The 18,653-nt window shown below is 40.5% G+C and carries 15 protein-coding genes; 3 read left to right on the forward strand and 12 right to left on the reverse strand.

Annotated elements, in window-relative coordinates:
* The first annotated feature begins 672 nt into the window (after nucleotides 1–672).
* A complete protein-coding gene (locus tag IM676_RS17295; protein ID WP_200988025.1) occupies nucleotides 673–2,796 on the forward strand; it encodes a WYL domain-containing protein in 2,124 nt (707 codons plus the stop codon).
* Nucleotides 2,797–2,846: 50 nt separating this feature from the next.
* On the opposite strand, the gene IM676_RS17300 is transcribed toward IM676_RS17295, so the two are convergent.
* The 3 genes from IM676_RS17300 to IM676_RS17310 are packed head-to-tail and all read right to left on the reverse strand — an operon-like array spanning nucleotide 2,847 to nucleotide 3,940.
* A complete protein-coding gene (locus tag IM676_RS17300; RefSeq protein WP_200988026.1) occupies nucleotides 2,847–3,158 on the reverse strand; it encodes a hypothetical protein in 312 nt (103 codons plus the stop codon).
* Nucleotides 3,159–3,189: 31 nt separating this feature from the next.
* Nucleotides 3,190–3,450 carry a hypothetical protein gene (locus IM676_RS17305; protein WP_200988027.1) on the reverse strand — a complete coding sequence of 87 codons (261 nt, stop codon included), beginning with the start codon at nucleotides 3,448–3,450 and terminating at the stop codon, nucleotides 3,190–3,192.
* A gap of 40 nt (nucleotides 3,451–3,490) precedes the next feature.
* Nucleotides 3,491–3,940, reverse strand: coding sequence for a hypothetical protein (locus IM676_RS17310; protein ID WP_200988028.1), 450 nt, complete (start codon nucleotides 3,938–3,940; stop codon nucleotides 3,491–3,493).
* Nucleotides 3,941–4,836: 896 nt separating this feature from the next.
* On the opposite strand from IM676_RS17310, the gene cysK reads away from it, so the two are divergent.
* Nucleotides 4,837–5,796, forward strand: coding sequence for a cysteine synthase A (gene cysK, locus IM676_RS17315; RefSeq protein ID WP_200988029.1), 960 nt, complete (start codon nucleotides 4,837–4,839; stop codon nucleotides 5,794–5,796).
* Between the two features lie 153 nt (nucleotides 5,797–5,949).
* Here cysK and IM676_RS17320 read toward each other — a convergent pair whose 3' ends face one another.
* The 7 genes from IM676_RS17320 to fdxB form a co-directional block, all read right to left on the reverse strand.
* Complete coding sequence (locus IM676_RS17320) at nucleotides 5,950–6,414, reverse strand: ArsC/Spx/MgsR family protein (protein WP_200988030.1); 465 nt, start codon at nucleotides 6,412–6,414, stop codon at nucleotides 5,950–5,952.
* A gap of 25 nt (nucleotides 6,415–6,439) precedes the next feature.
* Nucleotides 6,440–7,051 carry a cysteine dioxygenase family protein gene (locus IM676_RS17325; protein ID WP_200990259.1) on the reverse strand — a complete coding sequence of 204 codons (612 nt, stop codon included), beginning with the start codon at nucleotides 7,049–7,051 and terminating at the stop codon, nucleotides 6,440–6,442.
* Between the two features lie 194 nt (nucleotides 7,052–7,245).
* Complete coding sequence (locus IM676_RS17330) at nucleotides 7,246–7,734, reverse strand: hypothetical protein (RefSeq protein WP_404799805.1); 489 nt, start codon at nucleotides 7,732–7,734, stop codon at nucleotides 7,246–7,248.
* Between the two features lie 89 nt (nucleotides 7,735–7,823).
* The gene (locus IM676_RS17335) at nucleotides 7,824–8,411 is read right to left on the reverse strand and encodes a cytochrome c oxidase subunit 3 (protein ID WP_200988031.1); all 588 of its coding nucleotides are present in this window, start codon (nucleotides 8,409–8,411) and stop codon (nucleotides 7,824–7,826) included.
* Nucleotides 8,412–8,496: 85 nt separating this feature from the next.
* Nucleotides 8,497–10,158, reverse strand: coding sequence for a cytochrome c oxidase subunit I (gene ctaD / locus IM676_RS17340; protein WP_200988032.1), 1,662 nt, complete (start codon nucleotides 10,156–10,158; stop codon nucleotides 8,497–8,499).
* A gap of 39 nt (nucleotides 10,159–10,197) precedes the next feature.
* Complete coding sequence (gene coxB / locus IM676_RS17345; RefSeq protein ID WP_200988033.1) at nucleotides 10,198–11,130, reverse strand: cytochrome c oxidase subunit II; 933 nt, start codon at nucleotides 11,128–11,130, stop codon at nucleotides 10,198–10,200.
* Between the two features lie 593 nt (nucleotides 11,131–11,723).
* Nucleotides 11,724–12,017, reverse strand: coding sequence for a ferredoxin III, nif-specific (gene fdxB, locus IM676_RS17350; RefSeq protein WP_200988034.1), 294 nt, complete (start codon nucleotides 12,015–12,017; stop codon nucleotides 11,724–11,726).
* Between the two features lie 978 nt (nucleotides 12,018–12,995).
* Here fdxB and IM676_RS17355 point away from each other — a divergent pair.
* Nucleotides 12,996–14,609 carry a helix-turn-helix domain-containing protein gene (locus IM676_RS17355; RefSeq protein ID WP_200988035.1) on the forward strand — a complete coding sequence of 538 codons (1,614 nt, stop codon included), beginning with the start codon at nucleotides 12,996–12,998 and terminating at the stop codon, nucleotides 14,607–14,609.
* Nucleotides 14,610–14,676: 67 nt separating this feature from the next.
* Here the strand turns inward: IM676_RS17355 and IM676_RS17360 are convergent, their stop codons facing one another.
* Together IM676_RS17360 and dnaK are read right to left on the reverse strand one after the other, a co-directional pair.
* Nucleotides 14,677–16,005, reverse strand: coding sequence for an IS701 family transposase (locus tag IM676_RS17360; protein WP_200987119.1), 1,329 nt, complete (start codon nucleotides 16,003–16,005; stop codon nucleotides 14,677–14,679).
* A 280-nt stretch (nucleotides 16,006–16,285) separates the two neighbouring features.
* The gene (gene dnaK / locus IM676_RS17365) at nucleotides 16,286–18,184 is read right to left on the reverse strand and encodes a molecular chaperone DnaK (RefSeq protein WP_200988036.1); all 1,899 of its coding nucleotides are present in this window, start codon (nucleotides 18,182–18,184) and stop codon (nucleotides 16,286–16,288) included.
* Nucleotides 18,185–18,653: the final 469 nt, after the last annotated feature.

An 18,653-nucleotide genomic window follows, 5' to 3' on the forward strand; every position in this document is an offset into this window, starting at 1 on the left:
TCTTAGAGGATGTTTGGAAAGTATTAAACAGGTAATTTTTATATTAGGGAACAGGGAACAGGGAACAGGGAACAGGGAACAGGGAACACCGGAGCAGTGAGCAGGGAATGGGGGACACACCGAAACAATAAAATCCAGTTCCCTCCCCTTACAAGGCTATCCATTACCCGGATCTTTCTTAACATTCGTGAGAGCGATCGCTCGCAAACCCCCAAACCTTAATCCTCCGTTGATGATTCTCAATAAAATAAGGGTTTTATCAAGAATAATAAGGTACATTTTGTCAAGAGTACGGAAATTTTCAAGCGTTGAAACCGTTGCCACATAAATGTTTCAAGATTGTTAAGAAAGATGTGAGTAATGAATAGCCTTACAAGGGGAGGGTTAGGGTGGGGTGAAACAATAGTTGATACACTAATCATGACTTATCAAACATCCTCTTAGATCCCGGACTTCTGGAAGAAGTGCGGGATATCTGTGGTGGAAGCTGTCAGATACTACTCCTGTTTAGAGTTGGTGTCATTCGCAGGAGCAATGTAAAATCATGATTTATCCCCGACTAAAATAAATACAGTTATGAGGGATAGAACTGGTAACTATTTACCACTCACTGCCCACTGTTAACTAAAGAATACAACCATATTGCTGTAAATATTCTCATATATACCTTATATGTCCAGATCCCGATTCCCCAATCAACAGATAGCTAAAACCAACTCTCAAGGGATTGCTCATGTTCTCATCGGGACACCAGGAAGCGGTAAATCAACCTTTGCAAAACTACTATCCAACCTGGGAAATTACGAAATCATCTCTACTGACAATATCCGCGCTGAGTTATATGGTGACCCAGCTATTCAAGGGGAATGGCAGACCATAGAAACCACGGTCATCAACCGCATTTGTACTATATTGAGATTGGGTAAAAGTGTAATCTATGATGCGACTAATTATAAGCGTTGTTTCCGCATGGACTTTTTACGCAAAACCGACACCCAACTGGCAGAATGGAAATTAACCCCACCTGATTGGATTGGCTGGTATTTACAAACTCCACTGTTAACTTGTATGAAGTGGAATGAACAACGCCAACGCCAAGTTCCTGCGGAAATTATTGAAAGTATGTATAAGATATTGCAGGAGTTCCCACCGGTAATTGGGGAAGGATTCGCCACGGTGAATAAAATTGATGTCACCGCACCGGAATTTTCTCCACACCAAGTCACTAAACTAATTGCAGATATTCCCCGTCAAATTGTCAACTTTCAAAATCGCTATGGAAATATCACACCCCATGCTTATAGTCAGCTGTTAGATTTTGAACGTTTGATGTATTTAATATTTTTAATCATTAACTATCCTGGGATTGGTAAATTTCATCTCACTCAACCTCAATTTTTACAAAATCTTCTGGGTTATGTACCTGAGTTGACTAACTCTATCGCGGAAATTACTGCTATTATGGCTAAGTTGGTGGGTGGAGTTTACGCCCAATCCCATGCGATCGCCGCTGATTTACAATGGCTAGAAACTCAAGGAATCATTAATTCTACTTTCCCCCTAGTCAGTCAAAATCGCCCAGAATGTAACTCCCATGAATGGCAATCTTTCCATAGTTTACATTCTTACTCAGATAAACAGGTTTTTGAACGTTTAATTGGTACAATTCGTTTTATTATCCACTACCCTTTTTTACCTAACACAGGTGGAGGTAGTTTAGAAACTCTGACTCAATCTCTTGCACAAGCTGGGGTAATTTATCACCCTCAAAGTGAAAAGGCTACAATTCGTAAAGATATCGAAAAAGTTTTAAAACCCTATAGAATATTATCTGGTTTTCCTATGCGTAACGGTTATTTTGCGGGTACTGGTATCCTTTCTAAGTCAGAGTTAATCAAAGTATTTGACATTATTCAGTCTCAAGCCAATAGTTTAAATGACCCCCAAGCTTTAGTCATCTACGAAACATTTAAGCAACGACTATTACAAACACATATCATTGATAATACTGAAAATCTTTACCCAGTCAGGGCGATCGCCAATAGCTCCATTGTTGACCCTAAACATCTCCATAGTAGCGCCTTAAGTAATAATTTGCCGGAACTAGAGACAGCAATTGTAGAAGGAAGGCTATTAGAGTTAAAACGGTTAGCAGGTGTAGGTAAGTATCAAGGGGATGAACAGAATTTTTTCTTAGCCTATCCATTGCAAATAGTTTTCTCAAATTTGGCTTGGTACTTGGGTTATGAGTGTGTCAGTGGTGAAACTCCGGGTTTACTGCGCTTTGAACGTTTAGATAGATTGTTTTTAGCTCGACCTCAAACCCAACAACGTACCAGAGAAGCACAGGAAAAATCATTAAAAAAGTTACAAAATTTATTTAAAGCTAGTGCGGGAATGCACTTAGGTAATAGCGCTACGGACCAACAACAATTTCTGAGTGCAGATCAACAAAAACGACTGGGTGTGTGTGTGACAGTGGAACTTTGGTTTAATGATCAGGTTTATCCTTTTATCACCGAGGGAACAAAACGTTTTGCTCACATGAAAATGTCCTCACCCTTGCACAATACCAGGACTAATTTACCCAAGTCCTTATTTTCCCTGACCAGAACAGGCGATCGCCATTTCCCCCATCGGTTTCAAGCCATCTTTCCTCAATGGACATTAAATGATTTTGATTTGTGGCGGTGGATTTTGGGGTTTGGTGGTAATGTTAAAGTAGTAGCACCCCAAGAGTTAGTCACAAGGGTGAAGGAAATAGCTCAAGGAATTGTAGCTAATTATGGCAGTTAGGATATGGTGGTTACTCATACAGTTGTGAGATACCCTCGGTTAACATCGGTTTAACGAGCTTTGCGCTCTGCTACTAAAACCTCAGCCAGCATTTCGGGAATATCTGTCAAGTCTGCAAATCCCTCGGAAGCGGGAATCGGTGAAATAAAGGTATAGTTTGGGTCACACATTCCCGTGTCGTAGACTTCAATAAACCAACGATCAGGAAAACCTTCTACACCTAATTCCACAATATACCAACTTTCCCCTATGAGGCGAGACCCAAACATAACAAACCACTCTCTATGGTCTTCTGAAATATTCCAGTCAGCTATGAGGAACTCTAGCGCAATTTGTGCAGCATCGGTTTCAGTCAGTAGCATATTTACTCCTTATTTAGAACTATCGATAAGGCTAACTTACGCTATCAGAATTTGGAACTTCAGGATATAAGCCTAGTTGCTTTGCTAATTCACGCCCGATAAAGAATAAAAACTTAGCACCATCTTGATTACCTTGATGGGCAAAACTAGTTGCTACTTGCAGTATTGTTTGTACAAAATCAGCATCAATCAATTCTGGTTGCGCTTCTAAAACTTCTGGTTCTTGACCATTGGGACATTTGAGTAACTCATCAATGAGGTTGAAATATTGGATTTGGCGTTCTTCTGTCATGATGTTTCCGTTTTGTGAATGGGTAAATCTGCTGTGAAAATTACTCTATACTTTGCTGCCAAAGCTTTTCTAAGATTTCGACTTGTTCTTTTAAGATAGCAGCACGATAAGCAAGATATCTGTCATAAATAATAATTCCTAATCCCACAAAAACTGGTGTGATTAATACAAACCATTGCAAGATACTAGCAAATCTGTATTGTTGGGTAATAACTAATAATCGGTTCACAAGATTGCGATCTGCTTGTAGCAGCGCTTTGCTATCGGACATTTGGTTATTTGTTTGATGTTGAGATAATTTTGTACTTGTTTCTGGTAGTGTTATTTCAGAATGACCTGTATAATTATTATGGATATCACAGACTAAATTCTGCATATTAATAAACTCCAGATGTTTCTCCCAAACTATGTTAAATACTAGTATGCCTGGAGAAATGACTAATAAAGTAAATAAACCAACGGCGATAAAATTTACAACTTTAACTTTCATATTTACTCTACTTTATTAGGTATGCTGCCTTGAGAAAATTCTCTGTTGCTGTTTACCTAACTACCATTTCCGATATCTAGACAATATTTTTATTTCTAAAGTTCAAGAATTGATCTGTATTCCTCAAAGTTTTGCCATTTTTATACCAAAACTATCATTACTAACTTCCGTAATAGCAGATTTAAGAAGTCCCCCCTGGTTCCTTGGGTAAAACCCTCAGAACTTCGGGGGGTAGAGGGGAATCTCTGCGTAAATCCTACAAAATTTATAGCAGCCAGACTTTTAACTAGGAGTTTAAGGTACTCCAATTAGGATTATTAAATTTATTAAACTTGTACTCACAAGCCCGAAAGTTCTATCTTATAAGGATTAAAAAAATTATTTTGGGTATGGGTGCTAGTATTTCTCAGGGGAGGTACTAGTATTTATCCCCTGGGGTACTAGTATTTCTGCACTCAGGCTCAAAGCTATATGGGGAGCCAGTATGGGAGGTTTTTGGGTCTGGTGTTTCACTCTCAAAGCTTGTACTCACAGAAATAGATCATGTGGCGTAAATATCTATTATTAATAAATAAGCCAAAAATAAGCCAAAAATAATCCAAAAATAATCCAAAAATAATCCAAAAATAATCAAAAATGATCTAAAAATAACAGACACATTAATATTAATTGAGCCTCAAGAGCAACTGTAGAGTTAACCTATTAAACCTGATTATGGTAGCTCAAGAACATTATCTCTTGAGGAGAGGTGAGAAAATTACAGTAATTTCATGAGTGAGCTTCTAAATTTTTTTTTAAAAAAAATTTGTATAACTAGAGATATTCTGTATTTAGCAACACAGAATATAAATTCAAAACATACATACACAAATAGCTGAAATCATAGGACTTAATTTATGAGAATTGCTAAAGATATTACAGAACTAATTGGCGGAACTCCTTTAGTTCAGCTCAACAGAATTCCCCAATCTGAGGGAGTGGTGGCTAGGATTGTGGTTAAACTTGAAGGAATGAACCCCGCAGCTTCAGTTAAAGACCGTATTGGGGTTAGTATGGTCATGGCTGCGGAAGCGGAGGGTTTAATTGCACCGGGGAAAACTATTTTAGTCGAGCCAACTTCTGGGAATACAGGTATTGCTTTAGCCATGGTAGCAGCAGCCCGGGGCTACGGTTTAATTTTGACTATGCCGGACACCATGAGTCAAGAACGACGCTCTATGCTCAAGGCCTACGGTGCTCAGTTAGAATTAACACCAGGTTCACAGGGAATGCGAGGAGCAATTAACCGAGCCCAAATCATTGTCGCCAATACTCCCAATGCTGTGATGCTGCAACAGTTTCGCAACCCGGCTAACCCCAAAACTCATAGAGAAACTACGGCGGAGGAAATTTGGGCAGATACCGATGGGGAAGTAGATATAATCATTGCTGGGGTGGGGACTGGTGGGACAATCACCGGGATTGCAGAAGTGATCAAACAATATAAGCCCAGTGTGCAAGCGATCGCAGTTGAACCTAGTAACAGTCCGGTGCTTTCTGGGGGTAACGCTGGTCCCCATAAAATTCAGGGGATTGGCGCTGGGTTTATCCCAGATGTGTTACGTCTGGAATTGATGGACGAGGTAATTAGAGTCAGTGATGAACAGGCGATCGCCTATGGGCGACGTTTAGCTAAGGAAGAAGGACTGTTATCTGGTATATCTTCCGGTGCGGCTTTATGTGCGGCCATTCGAGTCGGTCAACGTCCAGAAAATACCGGTAAATTAATTGTCATGATTCAGCCATCCTTTGGGGAACGTTACCTGAGTACCCCCATGTTTCAAGATTTATCCGTAGAGACTCCTAATCTTGGGTAAAAAACCTAACCAGCAGATCCTGGACTTCTTAACCAAGTTAACGCTAACACGAAAGTCCCTACCTTCAGCGAAGCAAGGTAGGGATGAAGAAGTCCGATCTATATCCGGGATACAGTCAAACGAAATTCAATCAGGTTTTCTCCTTAGTGAAACCTAATGCTTACAACCACCTTGATGATGATGATCATGGTTATGACCGTGGGCGCAACCTTGTAAATTCTGGTTAGTCAGGGTTTCACTGACTACTTTTAAGGAATCATCCACCGGTTTTAAGCCGATCCAAGCATCTATGGTTTCTACATCAAACCCCACCTCACGGCGATCGCCTACTTCCAGCAAAGGACGGCGAATTAACAAAGGATCTTGGAGCATGAGCACCAAGGCTGTTTCTGCATCAATTTTTTCGGGAACCACCTCACCAGATTTAATCTTGGGAGCAGAAGCATTAAACCATTCAGCTACCGGGCGATGACCAAAAAATGATCGTAAGCGTTCAACTGTCCAAGGTTCCCTGAGGATATCGTACGCCAACACCTCATGACCAGCAGCAGTCAACACAACTTTTTGCTTAATACCACCCTTACAACCGGGTTTACTATAGAAAATCACTCTAGCCATTGTTATTACTCCCTGATGATTCTGATTAAAATTTCCTAGCTGTATGGGTAACTACATCAAACTCAAACCTTGCTTGAGGGTCTGTTTCTCCATAAACATTAAAAGTTACAGTTGCTTCCTCACCCACTGCTTCTACACTGTGAATTGCATCGGGGGTCAAGCTCACAATATCTCCTGGGGACAAAGTTATCTCTCCGGTAGGTGCAATTTTATCGGCAAAATCAGCCGTAGGGGTACGTCGCCAAAAGGTGTTTTTTTCTTGACCTTTTAACACTGCTATTACTCCCCAAGTCCCGTGATTATGAATAGTTGAACGGGTTCCCGGTGCAAATGTCACCGTTTGCACAGTCAAGGGGAACCCCAATTCATCATACAGAAGTAACACTGAGTTTCCTGTTTGAGGGTCAGGTTCTAAATATTGACTTTGTACCCAGTAGGAATTGACAATCAATCTCCTGACAAGCATTCGGATTTGTGGGAGACAAATAGATTCATCTTCTACCCCCTTGAGAATATCTTCTACTTCAGTTAAAAACCGATATAGACGATAATTCTCCCGTAATAAATCCCATGGTCTGAGGGATTTATACGCCTGATATTGGCCGTCTCCAGTTACTAGCCAATCTTTACCTTGCACCATCATTAAATAGTCGGATCAGAAGGAGCAGGGAAAATTATTCTCGGAGGAATCAAATTCAGGGGACTGGGAAGGGGGCGCAAAGGGTCAATAGTAACCACAGGAATGAAAGGTGCTGAAGAAGTTTCAGATGTCTGTAGAGGTTGGTAGAAGGGATAATCATTCATGTTTGTTGATGGTTGAAGGTTTACTAATTAATCGTCTTCGTCATCTGGACGATTTAAAATGTTTAGCAGGATTTCCGCGCCGAAATTATTACTGTGGTCAATCTGTTTGACGCGAGTACTTATTTCTGTGGCTTTGTCAATTTCCCCAAGTTTGGCTAACACCAAACCAGATGCAGCATAAGCCTTTAGGTACAATCTGATTTGGGGTTCATCTTGCCGTTGTAGTAATATGGGATGAAGTTGCTCCCAATCATTTGGCAATTTCTCTCTTGCTTTAATCTTATCTAAAACTTTAACGGCAATTTGTAGCGCTAGATGATAATTATTTTTATAATAAAAGAATCTATAGGCTGATACCAAAACATCCGTATTTTCTCCAGCCTGAGCTAAGGCTTGATGAATATATTTTTCTGCTTCTGAGGTATTTTCCCAGGTTTGTGCCGCCAAGATTAATAATTTCTTGACATCTTCGGCCACTTGAAACCAGGAGAATTGATTGGTATCCAGCATAATCATCTCCTTTGATGAGGAATAGGGAGTCAGAATTTTACCACCCCCTATCTGTACTATTTGTTTTTTGGGTTCTATACAGATGAATACTAGTGCTAGGCAGGTTTGTATGTGAGAATGTACACTAGTGTGAACAGAACAATCCAGATAATATCTACAAAGTGCCAGTAAATTTCTGCCATTTCGATGCCAGTATGTTTAGTAGCAGAGTAATGACCGGGACGACGCGATCGCCAAACTACACCTAAGATCAATAAGATGCCTATAAATACATGCAAACCGTGGAAGCCTGTCATGATATAAAAGCAGTTGGCAAAAACGTTAGTAGTCAGGCCATAGCCTAAATTCATGTACTCATAAACCTGACCACCCAGAAAGACTGCGCCCATAATTGCAGTCACTAGATACCAAAACCGCATTCCCCAAACATTATTCTTTTTAATCGCCACATCACCTAAGTGAATGACGAAACTACTAGATACCAGAATAATGGTATTAATTGCCGGTAAAAACAGTTCTACTTCTGTTCCCTCGGGAGGCCAAACTTCTGTAATCCCTCTAAAGAACAAATAAGTAGCAAAAAAACCCCCAAACATTAGGGATTCAGAAATCAGAAAGGTTAACAACCCCCAGACTCGTAAATCGGGATGATGCTCCTCATGGTGTTCAGTCGCTATGGTCATATTGTTTACCCTCTAAATATCTCAAATAGGTATTTTGCCTGTTGTGGGCGGGCTAACAGCCCACCCGATAATTTACAGCCAATCCTTAGGCGCTAACTTCCGGTGTACCCAGTGGTTGGGTTTCACTATGGCCATAGTCGTAGGGGCCATGGGTGACAACAGGTAATTCTTCCCAGTTTTCAATTAGGGGTGGTGAACTGGTTGTCCACTCTAAACTTAAACCTTGCCAAGGATTATCACCTGCTAATTCTCCTTGACTCCAACTGTGAATAATATTGATGGTGAAGGGTATAACTGAGACCCCTAAGACAAATGCACCAAAGGTGCAAAGTTGATTCAGGTTAATAAATTGGGGGTCGTACATGGCCACCCGGCGGGGCATACCTTGCAAGCCCAATTCATGCATGGGTAAGAAGGTTAAGTTAGTACCAACGAAGGTGAGGGCAAAGTGAATGCGTCCCCAGGTTTCATTCAGCTTGCGTCCGGTCATTTTGGGGAACCAGTGATAAATACCGGCGTAAATACCAAACACAGAACCACCAAAGAGGACGTAATGGAAATGTCCTACCACGTAATAGGTATCGTGGACGTGAATATCAAAGGGAGCAGTTCCCATGGTCACACCGCTTAAGCCACCCATGACAAACATGGATAATAGGCCAATGGCGAAGAGCATGGCACTGGTGAAGCGAATTTTACCACCCCAGAGGGTGGCAACCCAGGCGAAAATTTTCACGCCAGTGGGAACGGCGACAATGAGGGTGGAGATGGTGAAAAATATCCGCATCCAACCGGGTGTACCACTGGTAAACATATGGTGTACCCAGACAAATAAACCCACGACGCAAATAGCTAGGCTAGAGTAGGCGATCGCTTTATAACCAAAGATTGGTTTGCGGGCGTGAACTGGTACTACTTCGGACATGATACCGAAGATGGGCAGAATCATTAAGTATACTGCCGGGTGGGAATAGAACCAGAACAAATGTTGGTAAATAACAACGTTACCCCCTGCATCGGGTTTAAAGAAGGATGTACCAAAGTTGAGGTCAAATAATAACAGCACTAAACCCGCTGCTAATACAGGGGTAGAAAGTAAAGCTAAGACGGAAGTAGCTAGGATCGCCCAGCAAAATAAGGGTAGTTGATCCCATTTCATGCTGGGAACTTTCATCATTAAGATGGTAATGACAAAGTTCACTGAACCTAAAATTGAGGAGGTTCCCACTAAAACTATGGCCAGTATCCACAGAGTTTGGGCGATGGGTGCTGTGACTAGGCTTAATGGTGGGTAAGCTGTCCAACCAGATTGGGAACCACCGAAGATAAAACTAGCTACAACTAGTAATCCCGCTACGGGGTTTAACCAAAAGGCGATCGCGTTGAGCTTGGGGAAAGCCATATCTCTTGCACCCAGCATTAGGGGAATGAGATAATTCCCAAATCCTCCAATAGCACTGGGAACAATCCACAGGAAGATCATGATCGTCCCGTGGTTAGTCATGAAGGCGTTATACAGATTGGGATCGAGGAAATCTGATTCTGGTGTTGCTAGTTCCACACGCAACGCCACCGCCATCAGTCCACCAATGAGATAGAATACAAATGCTGTCACTAAGTATTGGATACCAATCACTTTGTGGTCAACATTAAATGTAAAGTAGTCTTGCCATCTCCACGCCTGGGGATGGTTATTTGCTTTATTTCCCAGGGTTGGCGTGTTCCGGGGGAATTCTGCCTGTGTCATAAGTTATTTTGCGACAATTTATTTTTGTCTTGAGAATGACTATTTCTGAAGTTGCGCCAGGGTGGTTGCACTCATCCCTAAGTTATGAATATGGGGAGCTAGAAATTCTGATGTTGATAACTCCGCTGGATTGACTGCAAGGCTCTGGTTGAGGTTTTCCTTTTGTGCTATCTGGCTTTGTGCTAACCAGCTATCAAATTCTTCTGGTGTATGAACTATGACTTGTGTCCGCATGGAACCGTGATAACCACCACATAATTCTGCACAAACTACCGGATAGGTTCCTGGTTTGGTGGCGACAAATCGCAGTTGGGTGGCGATACCCGGAAGTGCATCTTGTTTTAACCGGAATTGTGGTACCCAAAATGAGTGAATCACATCTACTGCGGAGAGGTTCAGTTGTACATCAGCACCTACGGGAACGTGTAACTCTCCGGCGGTAATTCCACTGTTGGGATAGTTGAATATCCAGGCGTACTGCATTCCTTGGACATCAACAACTAAGTCTGCTGGTTTACCCTGGGAGTGGGGTGACGCACCAATCCCAATGTTTCGGTTGTTTGCATCATCCAGGGTGGCCGCTATGGCTACGCTATGGGGATGACTCCCCGGCTCAAATCCGCCCATTTGATTGTAAACATCTACGCTGTAAATGCCTAAACCAATCACGATGACTGCGGGGATGGCTGTCCAAAAGATTTCTAAGGGAACGTTTCCTTCTATGGGTAGACCATCGCTATCATCACCCCGACGGCGACGATATTTGACTAAAAAAATCAGAATGGTTCCTTCTACAATGAGGAACAGTGCGATCGCAATGGTCAGCATGATGTTGAAAAATCCGTCTACCAAAGGCGCTTGTTCCGATGCTTGTACTGGCAATAAATTGTGATTATATCCCAGCCAAATACTGATGGCTGTGACCAATACTCCAGCAAGTAGAGTCCATAGTGAAACAGGAACTTTTTGCATATATGCTACCTGCTCTTGCAGCTGTAATTAAGGGTGTGATTTCCTGGAGACTTAGATGTAGGAGATTGTGATTCTAGACAATAATTTCCCTGCTCCTGTGTTCTTAGCATCAGTGCGCTTTTGATGTATAACCATAGCCACACAAGATAATGTGATTTTTTTATCTTGCTTTTCGACGATTATGCTCCTGTTGTTGGCTAATGATTTTTACATTTTCACAGATGCGTTTTTTGTTTTCACTTATTAACTTTCTATCTCAGTCTTATCAAAAGTGGGGGAATTTTCCAGATAATTTCATATCCTTCCCCCACTCACTTAACACTATCTTGAAAATCCTCTCATCCCAGATGTCTTTACTTGCAGAACAAGTTAGGTACTCCCAGATCAGGCCGTTAGTCTTAATATTATGTAGACTAATTGAGTAGCAAGTATGATTTTGCCCAAAAATAACTTAAGATTTACAATTATGTTTACTGTGAACTTTTTTGTGGTTACAGTCAGTCTTGATTATTCCCCTCTATTTACCTTGCTGCGCCCTTGATTTCCAGAGTACCCTTGACCACCTAAACAACTTTCGTGCAAATCCTAAAACCTTACTTGTCTAATACAACATGGGTGTAGCAATTCTTGGGACATATCCGTGCACAAGCTTCACAACCAACACAGTTTTCCGGGTGAGCTACAACCATGACTTTGCGCTCAATTTCATCGTCGTCTTCATCCTCTACAAATTCCCCATCTTCGTTGAGAGCTTTCAAGCTCAATACATTGTGACCGCATATCTTGAAGCATCTGCCACAACCTATACATTTTTCTTGGTCAATTTCCTGGGCAAATTTAGGTATCCAGGTATTACCTCCAAATGTCAATCCTGTTACTGTTGCCATGAATAAACCTTTAGGAATTTCTCTGTACTTTAATCATCATCCTAACCTAATCTTATGATCTTTTTTTGATGCAAAACCACTATTTATTGTTGAATTAAATTTCCATGACTTTTTATATATTCTCCTGACTATTTATTTAATTTTATTTGTAGATGCGATTTATTTTCAATAGCATAGATATGGTTTACATAATCTTTTTTTGGTTTGATATAGAAGATATTTTATACTGTTACTCTGCTGTTTATTAGCTAGAAATATAATCTGACATGACAAAAGTCATAGAGTCATATATAAATAATTACCGTTGATCTATGCTGCTAATTCAATTGGTGATAAAAATAATGATATTTTTTATTGTATAGGTAGGAAAGATACACTCTCTCATAGTATTTAGGGGTACAGCTTATATGTTCATCTAGGACAAGATAATAGTTTTACTTTGTAATCTATAAAATCAAAAGCGTGAAAATATCATGATTCTATCTATTTTTTAGAAATAGAAAATATTTCCTGGTTTATCAACTCATGTAGAAACTGTATATTTAGCAACAGCAAGGTTAGGGATTGTAAATATTAAAATTATTAATAAAGTAACTACCATCTATTCATAAGATGTATGTTTATCCGTTTCTATGGCTAAAGCCACCCTATCGCTATCGGTAAGTGATACTTCAACTAAAAGCCTATTATAGTTAAGTATTAATTTAAATATTAAGAAATATAGACTGGCTCATTATGAACAAAATTCTCTGATTATTTATGAAAATTATAGTTAATAAAGAAGTAATTTTAGGCTATATTTACAGCCTGGAAATATTGGTAATGAAATTATGGATGTGGGGAATGATTACAGCAAATAAAGATATTTTTTGCTGTAAATATAGTTTGGTGGCAAGTGAGAAATACTAAAGAAACATCCACAGAAAGACTTGAGCCAAACATCTCAACGATTAGAGTGGGAAGAAGCCTTATAGCCGTATGCCTTATACAATTCCTAACAACAATTGCCTGGGATGTGACAACTGCCGCCCCCAATGTCCTACGGGTGCAATTAAAATAGAGAATGATGAATATTGGATTGATCCTAGTCTTTGTAACAACTGTGAAGGTTATTATCCTGAGCCACAATGTGTCATAGCTTGTCCAACTAATTTGCCCATACCTTGGCAACCAAAAAAAGGTAGATGCAAGGTTGAACCAAGAGATTCAGCTAGTCCAGATTTATTTGCCAACGGTGAAAATAATCCATTTGCTTCAGCTATTGTGATTTGGGAAGCTTGTAATGTTTTGGCACAACGGACATCTTTAAATTGGCAAATGGATGAAAGCGGTTATATGTCCTATGGAAGAAAAGTGAAACAAGGACGGGGTGCGATCGCTTTTCATCTTGAGGAGCCATTTCCCAGGAGCGATAAACAACAAGCACAAAATATTAAGAGCATGAGTGAATTAGGTGCAATTGCAAGTATTGATATTAGATCGGCTTGCATTCACCTCATATTTGCTGCCTATGCTACATCCTTAGAGCAACCTTGGCAAGAAGAGTTTACCATCGATGAACGCCAAATTGAGAAATATTTAGGCTTAGAAAAGCGCAAAGACCTAAACAAAAATGCCAAGCTAGCCTTAATCAAGAATATCGTACAGCAAGCTTGTTCATTGATGATTTCTATTGATTGGCCTCAACAAGGAAGCATCCCCGGCTTTTCCGTCACAGGTAGCCGTTTGTGGGAGTTAATCAATATTCAGCATCACTTTCAAGAGGATGACTTGGGGTGCAAATATTTAATTGGACTAACTTTTAAAGTCAAAGCTGGGATATGGGCGCAGTATTTCTTAAACAAACAAGCCTGTAAGGAGCGAACTGCATTTTACCAATATGGCAGTTTACCTAAAACATTATTAACTACCGTCATGAGTATTTGGCAGCAGCACGAAGGTGCAGTACGACTAATGCTGTGGTTGCTGTTTAAAACTAAAATGGGTAGAGAACAACGGATTACCATTCCTACATTATTACGTATTGCCTACGGGGAAGAAAAAGTTACCATTGCCTCTAGACAGAGGGAAGAACGGAAACGCTTACTCAGAACATTTGAAAGTGATTTAGAAATTCTCCACCACCATGGCATTAAACCGATTTTTGATCCAGTAACGTACCCCTCAGAAATTCAACCTTTGTGGGCGAAGTTAATGGATATTCCCGAAGATCCAGAGGAAGCCTTAGAATTTTGGATGAATGACGCTGCTGGAAACACCCGCCTCACTGATTCAGGACCCCGTGGTAAGTGGAATCTGCTCATGAATGCGCGAATTTTAGCTTTTGAACTACCTCCAGAATGGAAACCGAAAATTTCTGAATCACAAAAAAAGCCCCGGCGAACTGTTAAAAGCAGGAGCAAGACTAAAACCAGCACGGATTTACTCGGCGCGGATATTTTACAGGCGCGCCAAAATTTGCAACTTTCTCAAAGGGAGTTAGCAAGGCTAACAGGTAAAAGCCAAAGTTGGATTCGTGATCTAGAAAATGGTCGTTTGAAAGCTAAGGTAGAAGACCAAGCCATATTACGGAAGGTACTAAATATTACTTGAACATCAAACCTTGGAAATATCCCTCTTCTGTCACTTTCCGAAATAAACAAGCAGTAAATACAATAAATTATGCAGAAGAATAAAAGGGTTTTAATCCATTCATAACACTAATGAGTTGGTTAAACCCAAGCAGCAAATTGGAATTGGGAAAAACATCAAGCCAGGGATAAATCAACCAAAAAAGTAAAAATGGTTGGACAATTAATCGCAGATTATTGAGAGTATTCTTCCATCCGGTTTGATGATTCCATTGCTGATGCACAGAGAAATCAACTGCACTGATTTCTAGTATGTTAGGTGCAAGCTGATGAGATTGATTTAGGGATAAAAACGCTGGAGAGTTTAAACTAATCATTGTGTAAACACACAAAATAATTTCCCACCATTTCTCAATATGCTGAAAATCAGTAAACCGATAATCTGTCCAACCTAATTCCTGTTTACACTGACGAAAGGCATATTCTACCCATGTTCTTAATCCATAAAAGTCGCCTAAAATTTTCTTGAGATTTCCTTGAAGATTGGTCATGACAAAAGAAGTAGAATTCTCTGGCATTGTTTCTGGATCTGTGGTTAATTCCCAGTAAGTTATCTCCTTTCTCTTACCATAAATTATTTCGCGGATATATCTATTCTCTGATTTTTGGTTACTAAATGTTCTGGTAAATTTACACCACTTATTCGCCCTAACCTTCTGATTGCCAGGCAACCATACTGCATGATTACTTCTAATTGCTACGACATAAGCTAAGTTATATGCTGCTAATTTTCTTATAAATTGACTACTCTCACCATATAAACTGTCTGCCAATACTAATTCAATAGTAAAGCCGAACTCAATTAATTCTGTAATTATTTCTGTCGCTAATTCTATCTTGGTCTTATATGTATCTTCTGCTCTTAGTGTCTTTTGCGGTTTGAATACTTTGAACAGTAGCGGAAATGTTATGTTATCGTACACTCCATAGGCATTGACTGAAACTATCCCTCTATCTATTTTCCCCACACTTCCTAAATATTGTCTGGCTACGTAATCAGTCTTGTTACCTTTTTTCCTGTCTCCTGTTTCATCAATGACTACGGTAATTGCTTTTCCATTTAATGCTCTCTTTATTTTATCTAATCTTTTGTTTCTTACTTTCTCTACTGACCAGTCTGAATTAGCAATAAAATGATGTAATGATTGGGCTGAGTTTATGCTTACTACTTTCGCTATCTCTGGTAAGGATTTCCTTTTGAGCGTTGAGATGATTCCCAAATGTAAATATTTGAAGCACTCATAATTTCTTACTTCTTTAAATATGTCTCTGTACTCTTCACAATATTCATCTATGACTCCCACTGTTGGGTGGGCCTCTCGACGTAAATGTTTGAGTATTTGTAATTCTACATCCATTGCTCTACCTACCTTGTAGAGTTTTTTCTTTTAACTATTATATTCTTTATTCTCGGAAAGTGACAGAAGAGGGATATAGCAGGGGGCAGGGGGCAGGGGGAAGCCTTGAAACGCTTCAAGTTCAATGGTTTTATCTTCTGTTTATGTCCTAACCACCTTGGCGGTTGCTATAACTGAAAAGCCACAAAAGTATTGATTGAAATCAATTTTACCCACCCATAAAAAAAATCCCACCCAGGGATCAGCTGGGATGGGTAAAAATCCTCAAAGGAGGGAATATTTACTTGCTTTCAGTGAAATCAGCATCAATTACATCATCACCGCCACTGGGGGGGGTAGAACCAGCATCTTGAGGTGCAGCACCAGGAGCATTACCACCAGCTTGTTGATAGATGTTGCTACCAACAGCAAACAATGCTTGTTGTAGTTCTGGTGTCAACTTCTTGATTTGCTCGTCATCATCCTTAGCAACAGCTTCACGGAGGTCTTTAACTAAACCTTCGACCTTGGTTTTGTCAGCTTCAGGAACTTTATCACCTAGTTCTTGCAACTGCTTTTCAGCTTGGTACGCCAAAGAATCAGCTTGGTTCTTGCGTTCAATGGTCTCACGACGTTCCTTGTCAGCTGCAGCATTTTGTTCTGCTTCCTTCACCATCCGATCAACATCGGATTTATCCAAAGTCGAAGCACCAGTAATGCTGATAGACTGTTCCTTACCAGTACCTTTGTCCTTAGCGGTAACATTGAGGATACCGTTAGCATCAATATCAAAGGTAACTTCAATTTGTGGTACGCCCCGTGGTGCGGGAGGAATACCATCAAGTCTAAAGGTTCCTAAGCTCTTGTTATCATTTGAAAACTCCCGTTCACCTTGAAGAACGTGAATTTCTACATTGGTTTGTCCATCCACTGCAGTAGAGAAGACTTCCGATTTCTTGGTGGGGATTGTGGTATTCCGGGGGATAATTTTAGTCATCACACCGCCCAAGGTTTCTACACCTAAAGACAGTGGGGAGACATCTAATAGCAATATACCTGTAACATCGCCCGCTAGCACACCCGCTTGAATAGCAGCACCAACTGCTACCACTTCATCAGGGTTAACGCTTTGGTTGGGTTCCTTACCTAATACTTGCTTTACTATCTGCTGTACCGCAGGAATACGGGTAGAACCACCAACTAGTACAACTTCATGAATATCGCCTCTGCTTAATTTAGCATCCCGAATTGCGTTTTCTACAGGGATGCGGCAACGGTCGATTAGGTCTGAGCAGAGTTCTTCAAACTTAGCACGGGTCAGGGTTGTATCCAGGTGCTTGGGACCATCCTGGGTAGCAGTGATAAATGGTAAGTTGATCTCCGCTTGAGAAACGCTAGAAAGCTCAATTTTTGCTTTTTCTGCGGCTTCAGTCAAACGTTGTAACGCCTGTTTATCTTGACGCAGGTCAATTCCTTCTTCTTTTTTGAATTGTTCGGCTAAGAAGTCAACGATTTTTTTATCGAAATCATCGCCACCCAGGTGAGTATCACCAGAAGTTGCTAGTACTTCAAATACTCCATCACCTACTTCAAGAATGGAAACGTCGAAGGTACCACCACCAAGGTCAAATACTAAAATGGTTTCGTTGCTCTTCTTATCAAAACCATAAGCTAGAGAAGCTGCTGTAGGCTCGTTAATAATCCGCAGAACTTCAATACCTGCTATTTTACCAGCGTCTTTTGTAGCTTGTCGCTGGGAGTCATTAAAGTATGCGGGAACGGTAATTACCGCCTGAGTAACAGTTTCACCCAGATATTTGCTAGCGTCTTCAACTAGTTTACGCAGCACTTTAGCAGAAATTTCTTCGGGAGCAAAGTGTTTACCTGCGGTGGGACAATCTAGCTTAACATTACCGTTGCTACTAATGACTTTATAAGAAACTTCTGTAGACTCGTTACCAACTTCGTCATGTCGTCTTCCAATGAAGCGTTTGACTGAGTAAAAGGTATTCTCAGGGTTCATCACCGCTTGACGTTTGGCGATTTGACCCACTAAGTTATCCCCATTTTTGGCAAATGCTACTACTGAGGGTGTTGTGCGAAAACCTTCGGCGTTAGCAATCACTGTGGGTTTACCACCTTCCATAACTGCAACGCAGGAGTTTGTTGTACCTAGGTCAATTCCAACTACTTTTGCCATTGTAACTGCTGGCTCCGCTCCGTATAACTACAAATGAATGGGAATATAAGGGACTAAGTTTTCAACCCACTGGTTAAAAAAATAGTCATTTCATGATTAACAACCTTTAATTAGGCTTTCCTGGGGTGAAAACCTCAAGTTATCCTGATATATATACTGGTCAGTTCAGTTATCACCAGTCCATGCAGGAGGGTTTCCCGAACCTGGGACTAGAGGGTTAATTTTAAAGGATGTATTTAGTGCGTTCATTGAGAAATTTGCTTTCACTCTGTCTAATGTATGAGAATTAATACTTTCAGCAATTGGGGTGAACCGTAATCTCAAAGTCGTGTTTGCCGTCTTTGGGTGTTATAAACTGTAGATAGTTTCAAAATCAATGCTTAAATAAGACGGCCATCTACCTAATAATACTGATGATCTTCTGCTGTGCTGTCTCTATCTGATGTCATAAAGGTACTCAAACAACCTG

It is taken from the genome of Anabaenopsis elenkinii CCIBt3563, from assembly GCF_015245355.1.
Classification (GTDB): Bacteria; Cyanobacteriota; Cyanobacteriia; order Cyanobacteriales; family Nostocaceae; genus Anabaenopsis; species Anabaenopsis elenkinii.

Excerpts from the sequence above, each read along its gene's own strand:
- dnaK (WP_200988036.1), bottom strand. The coding sequence starts at position 18,184 with ATGGCAAAAGTAGTTGGAATTGACCTAGGTACAACAAACTCCTGCGTT.
- ctaD (WP_200988032.1), bottom strand. The coding sequence starts at position 10,158 with ATGACACAGGCAGAATTCCCCCGGAACACGCCAACCCTGGGAAATAAA.
- coxB (WP_200988033.1), bottom strand. The coding sequence starts at position 11,130 with ATGCAAAAAGTTCCTGTTTCACTATGGACTCTACTTGCTGGAGTATTG.
- IM676_RS17310 (WP_200988028.1), bottom strand. The coding sequence starts at position 3,940 with ATGAAAGTTAAAGTTGTAAATTTTATCGCCGTTGGTTTATTTACTTTA.
- IM676_RS17295 (WP_200988025.1), top strand. The coding sequence starts at position 673 with ATGTCCAGATCCCGATTCCCCAATCAACAGATAGCTAAAACCAACTCT.
- IM676_RS17355 (WP_200988035.1), top strand. The coding sequence starts at position 12,996 with ATGCCTTATACAATTCCTAACAACAATTGCCTGGGATGTGACAACTGC.
- IM676_RS17320 (WP_200988030.1), bottom strand. The coding sequence starts at position 6,414 with ATGGCTAGAGTGATTTTCTATAGTAAACCCGGTTGTAAGGGTGGTATT.
- IM676_RS17300 (WP_200988026.1), bottom strand. The coding sequence starts at position 3,158 with ATGCTACTGACTGAAACCGATGCTGCACAAATTGCGCTAGAGTTCCTC.
- IM676_RS17330 (WP_404799805.1), bottom strand. The coding sequence starts at position 7,734 with ATGATTATGCTGGATACCAATCAATTCTCCTGGTTTCAAGTGGCCGAA.
- IM676_RS17335 (WP_200988031.1), bottom strand. The coding sequence starts at position 8,411 with ATGACCATAGCGACTGAACACCATGAGGAGCATCATCCCGATTTACGA.
- IM676_RS17360 (WP_200987119.1), bottom strand. The coding sequence starts at position 16,005 with ATGGATGTAGAATTACAAATACTCAAACATTTACGTCGAGAGGCCCAC.
- cysK (WP_200988029.1), top strand. The coding sequence starts at position 4,837 with ATGAGAATTGCTAAAGATATTACAGAACTAATTGGCGGAACTCCTTTA.
- IM676_RS17305 (WP_200988027.1), bottom strand. The coding sequence starts at position 3,450 with ATGACAGAAGAACGCCAAATCCAATATTTCAACCTCATTGATGAGTTA.
- fdxB (WP_200988034.1), bottom strand. The coding sequence starts at position 12,017 with ATGGCAACAGTAACAGGATTGACATTTGGAGGTAATACCTGGATACCT.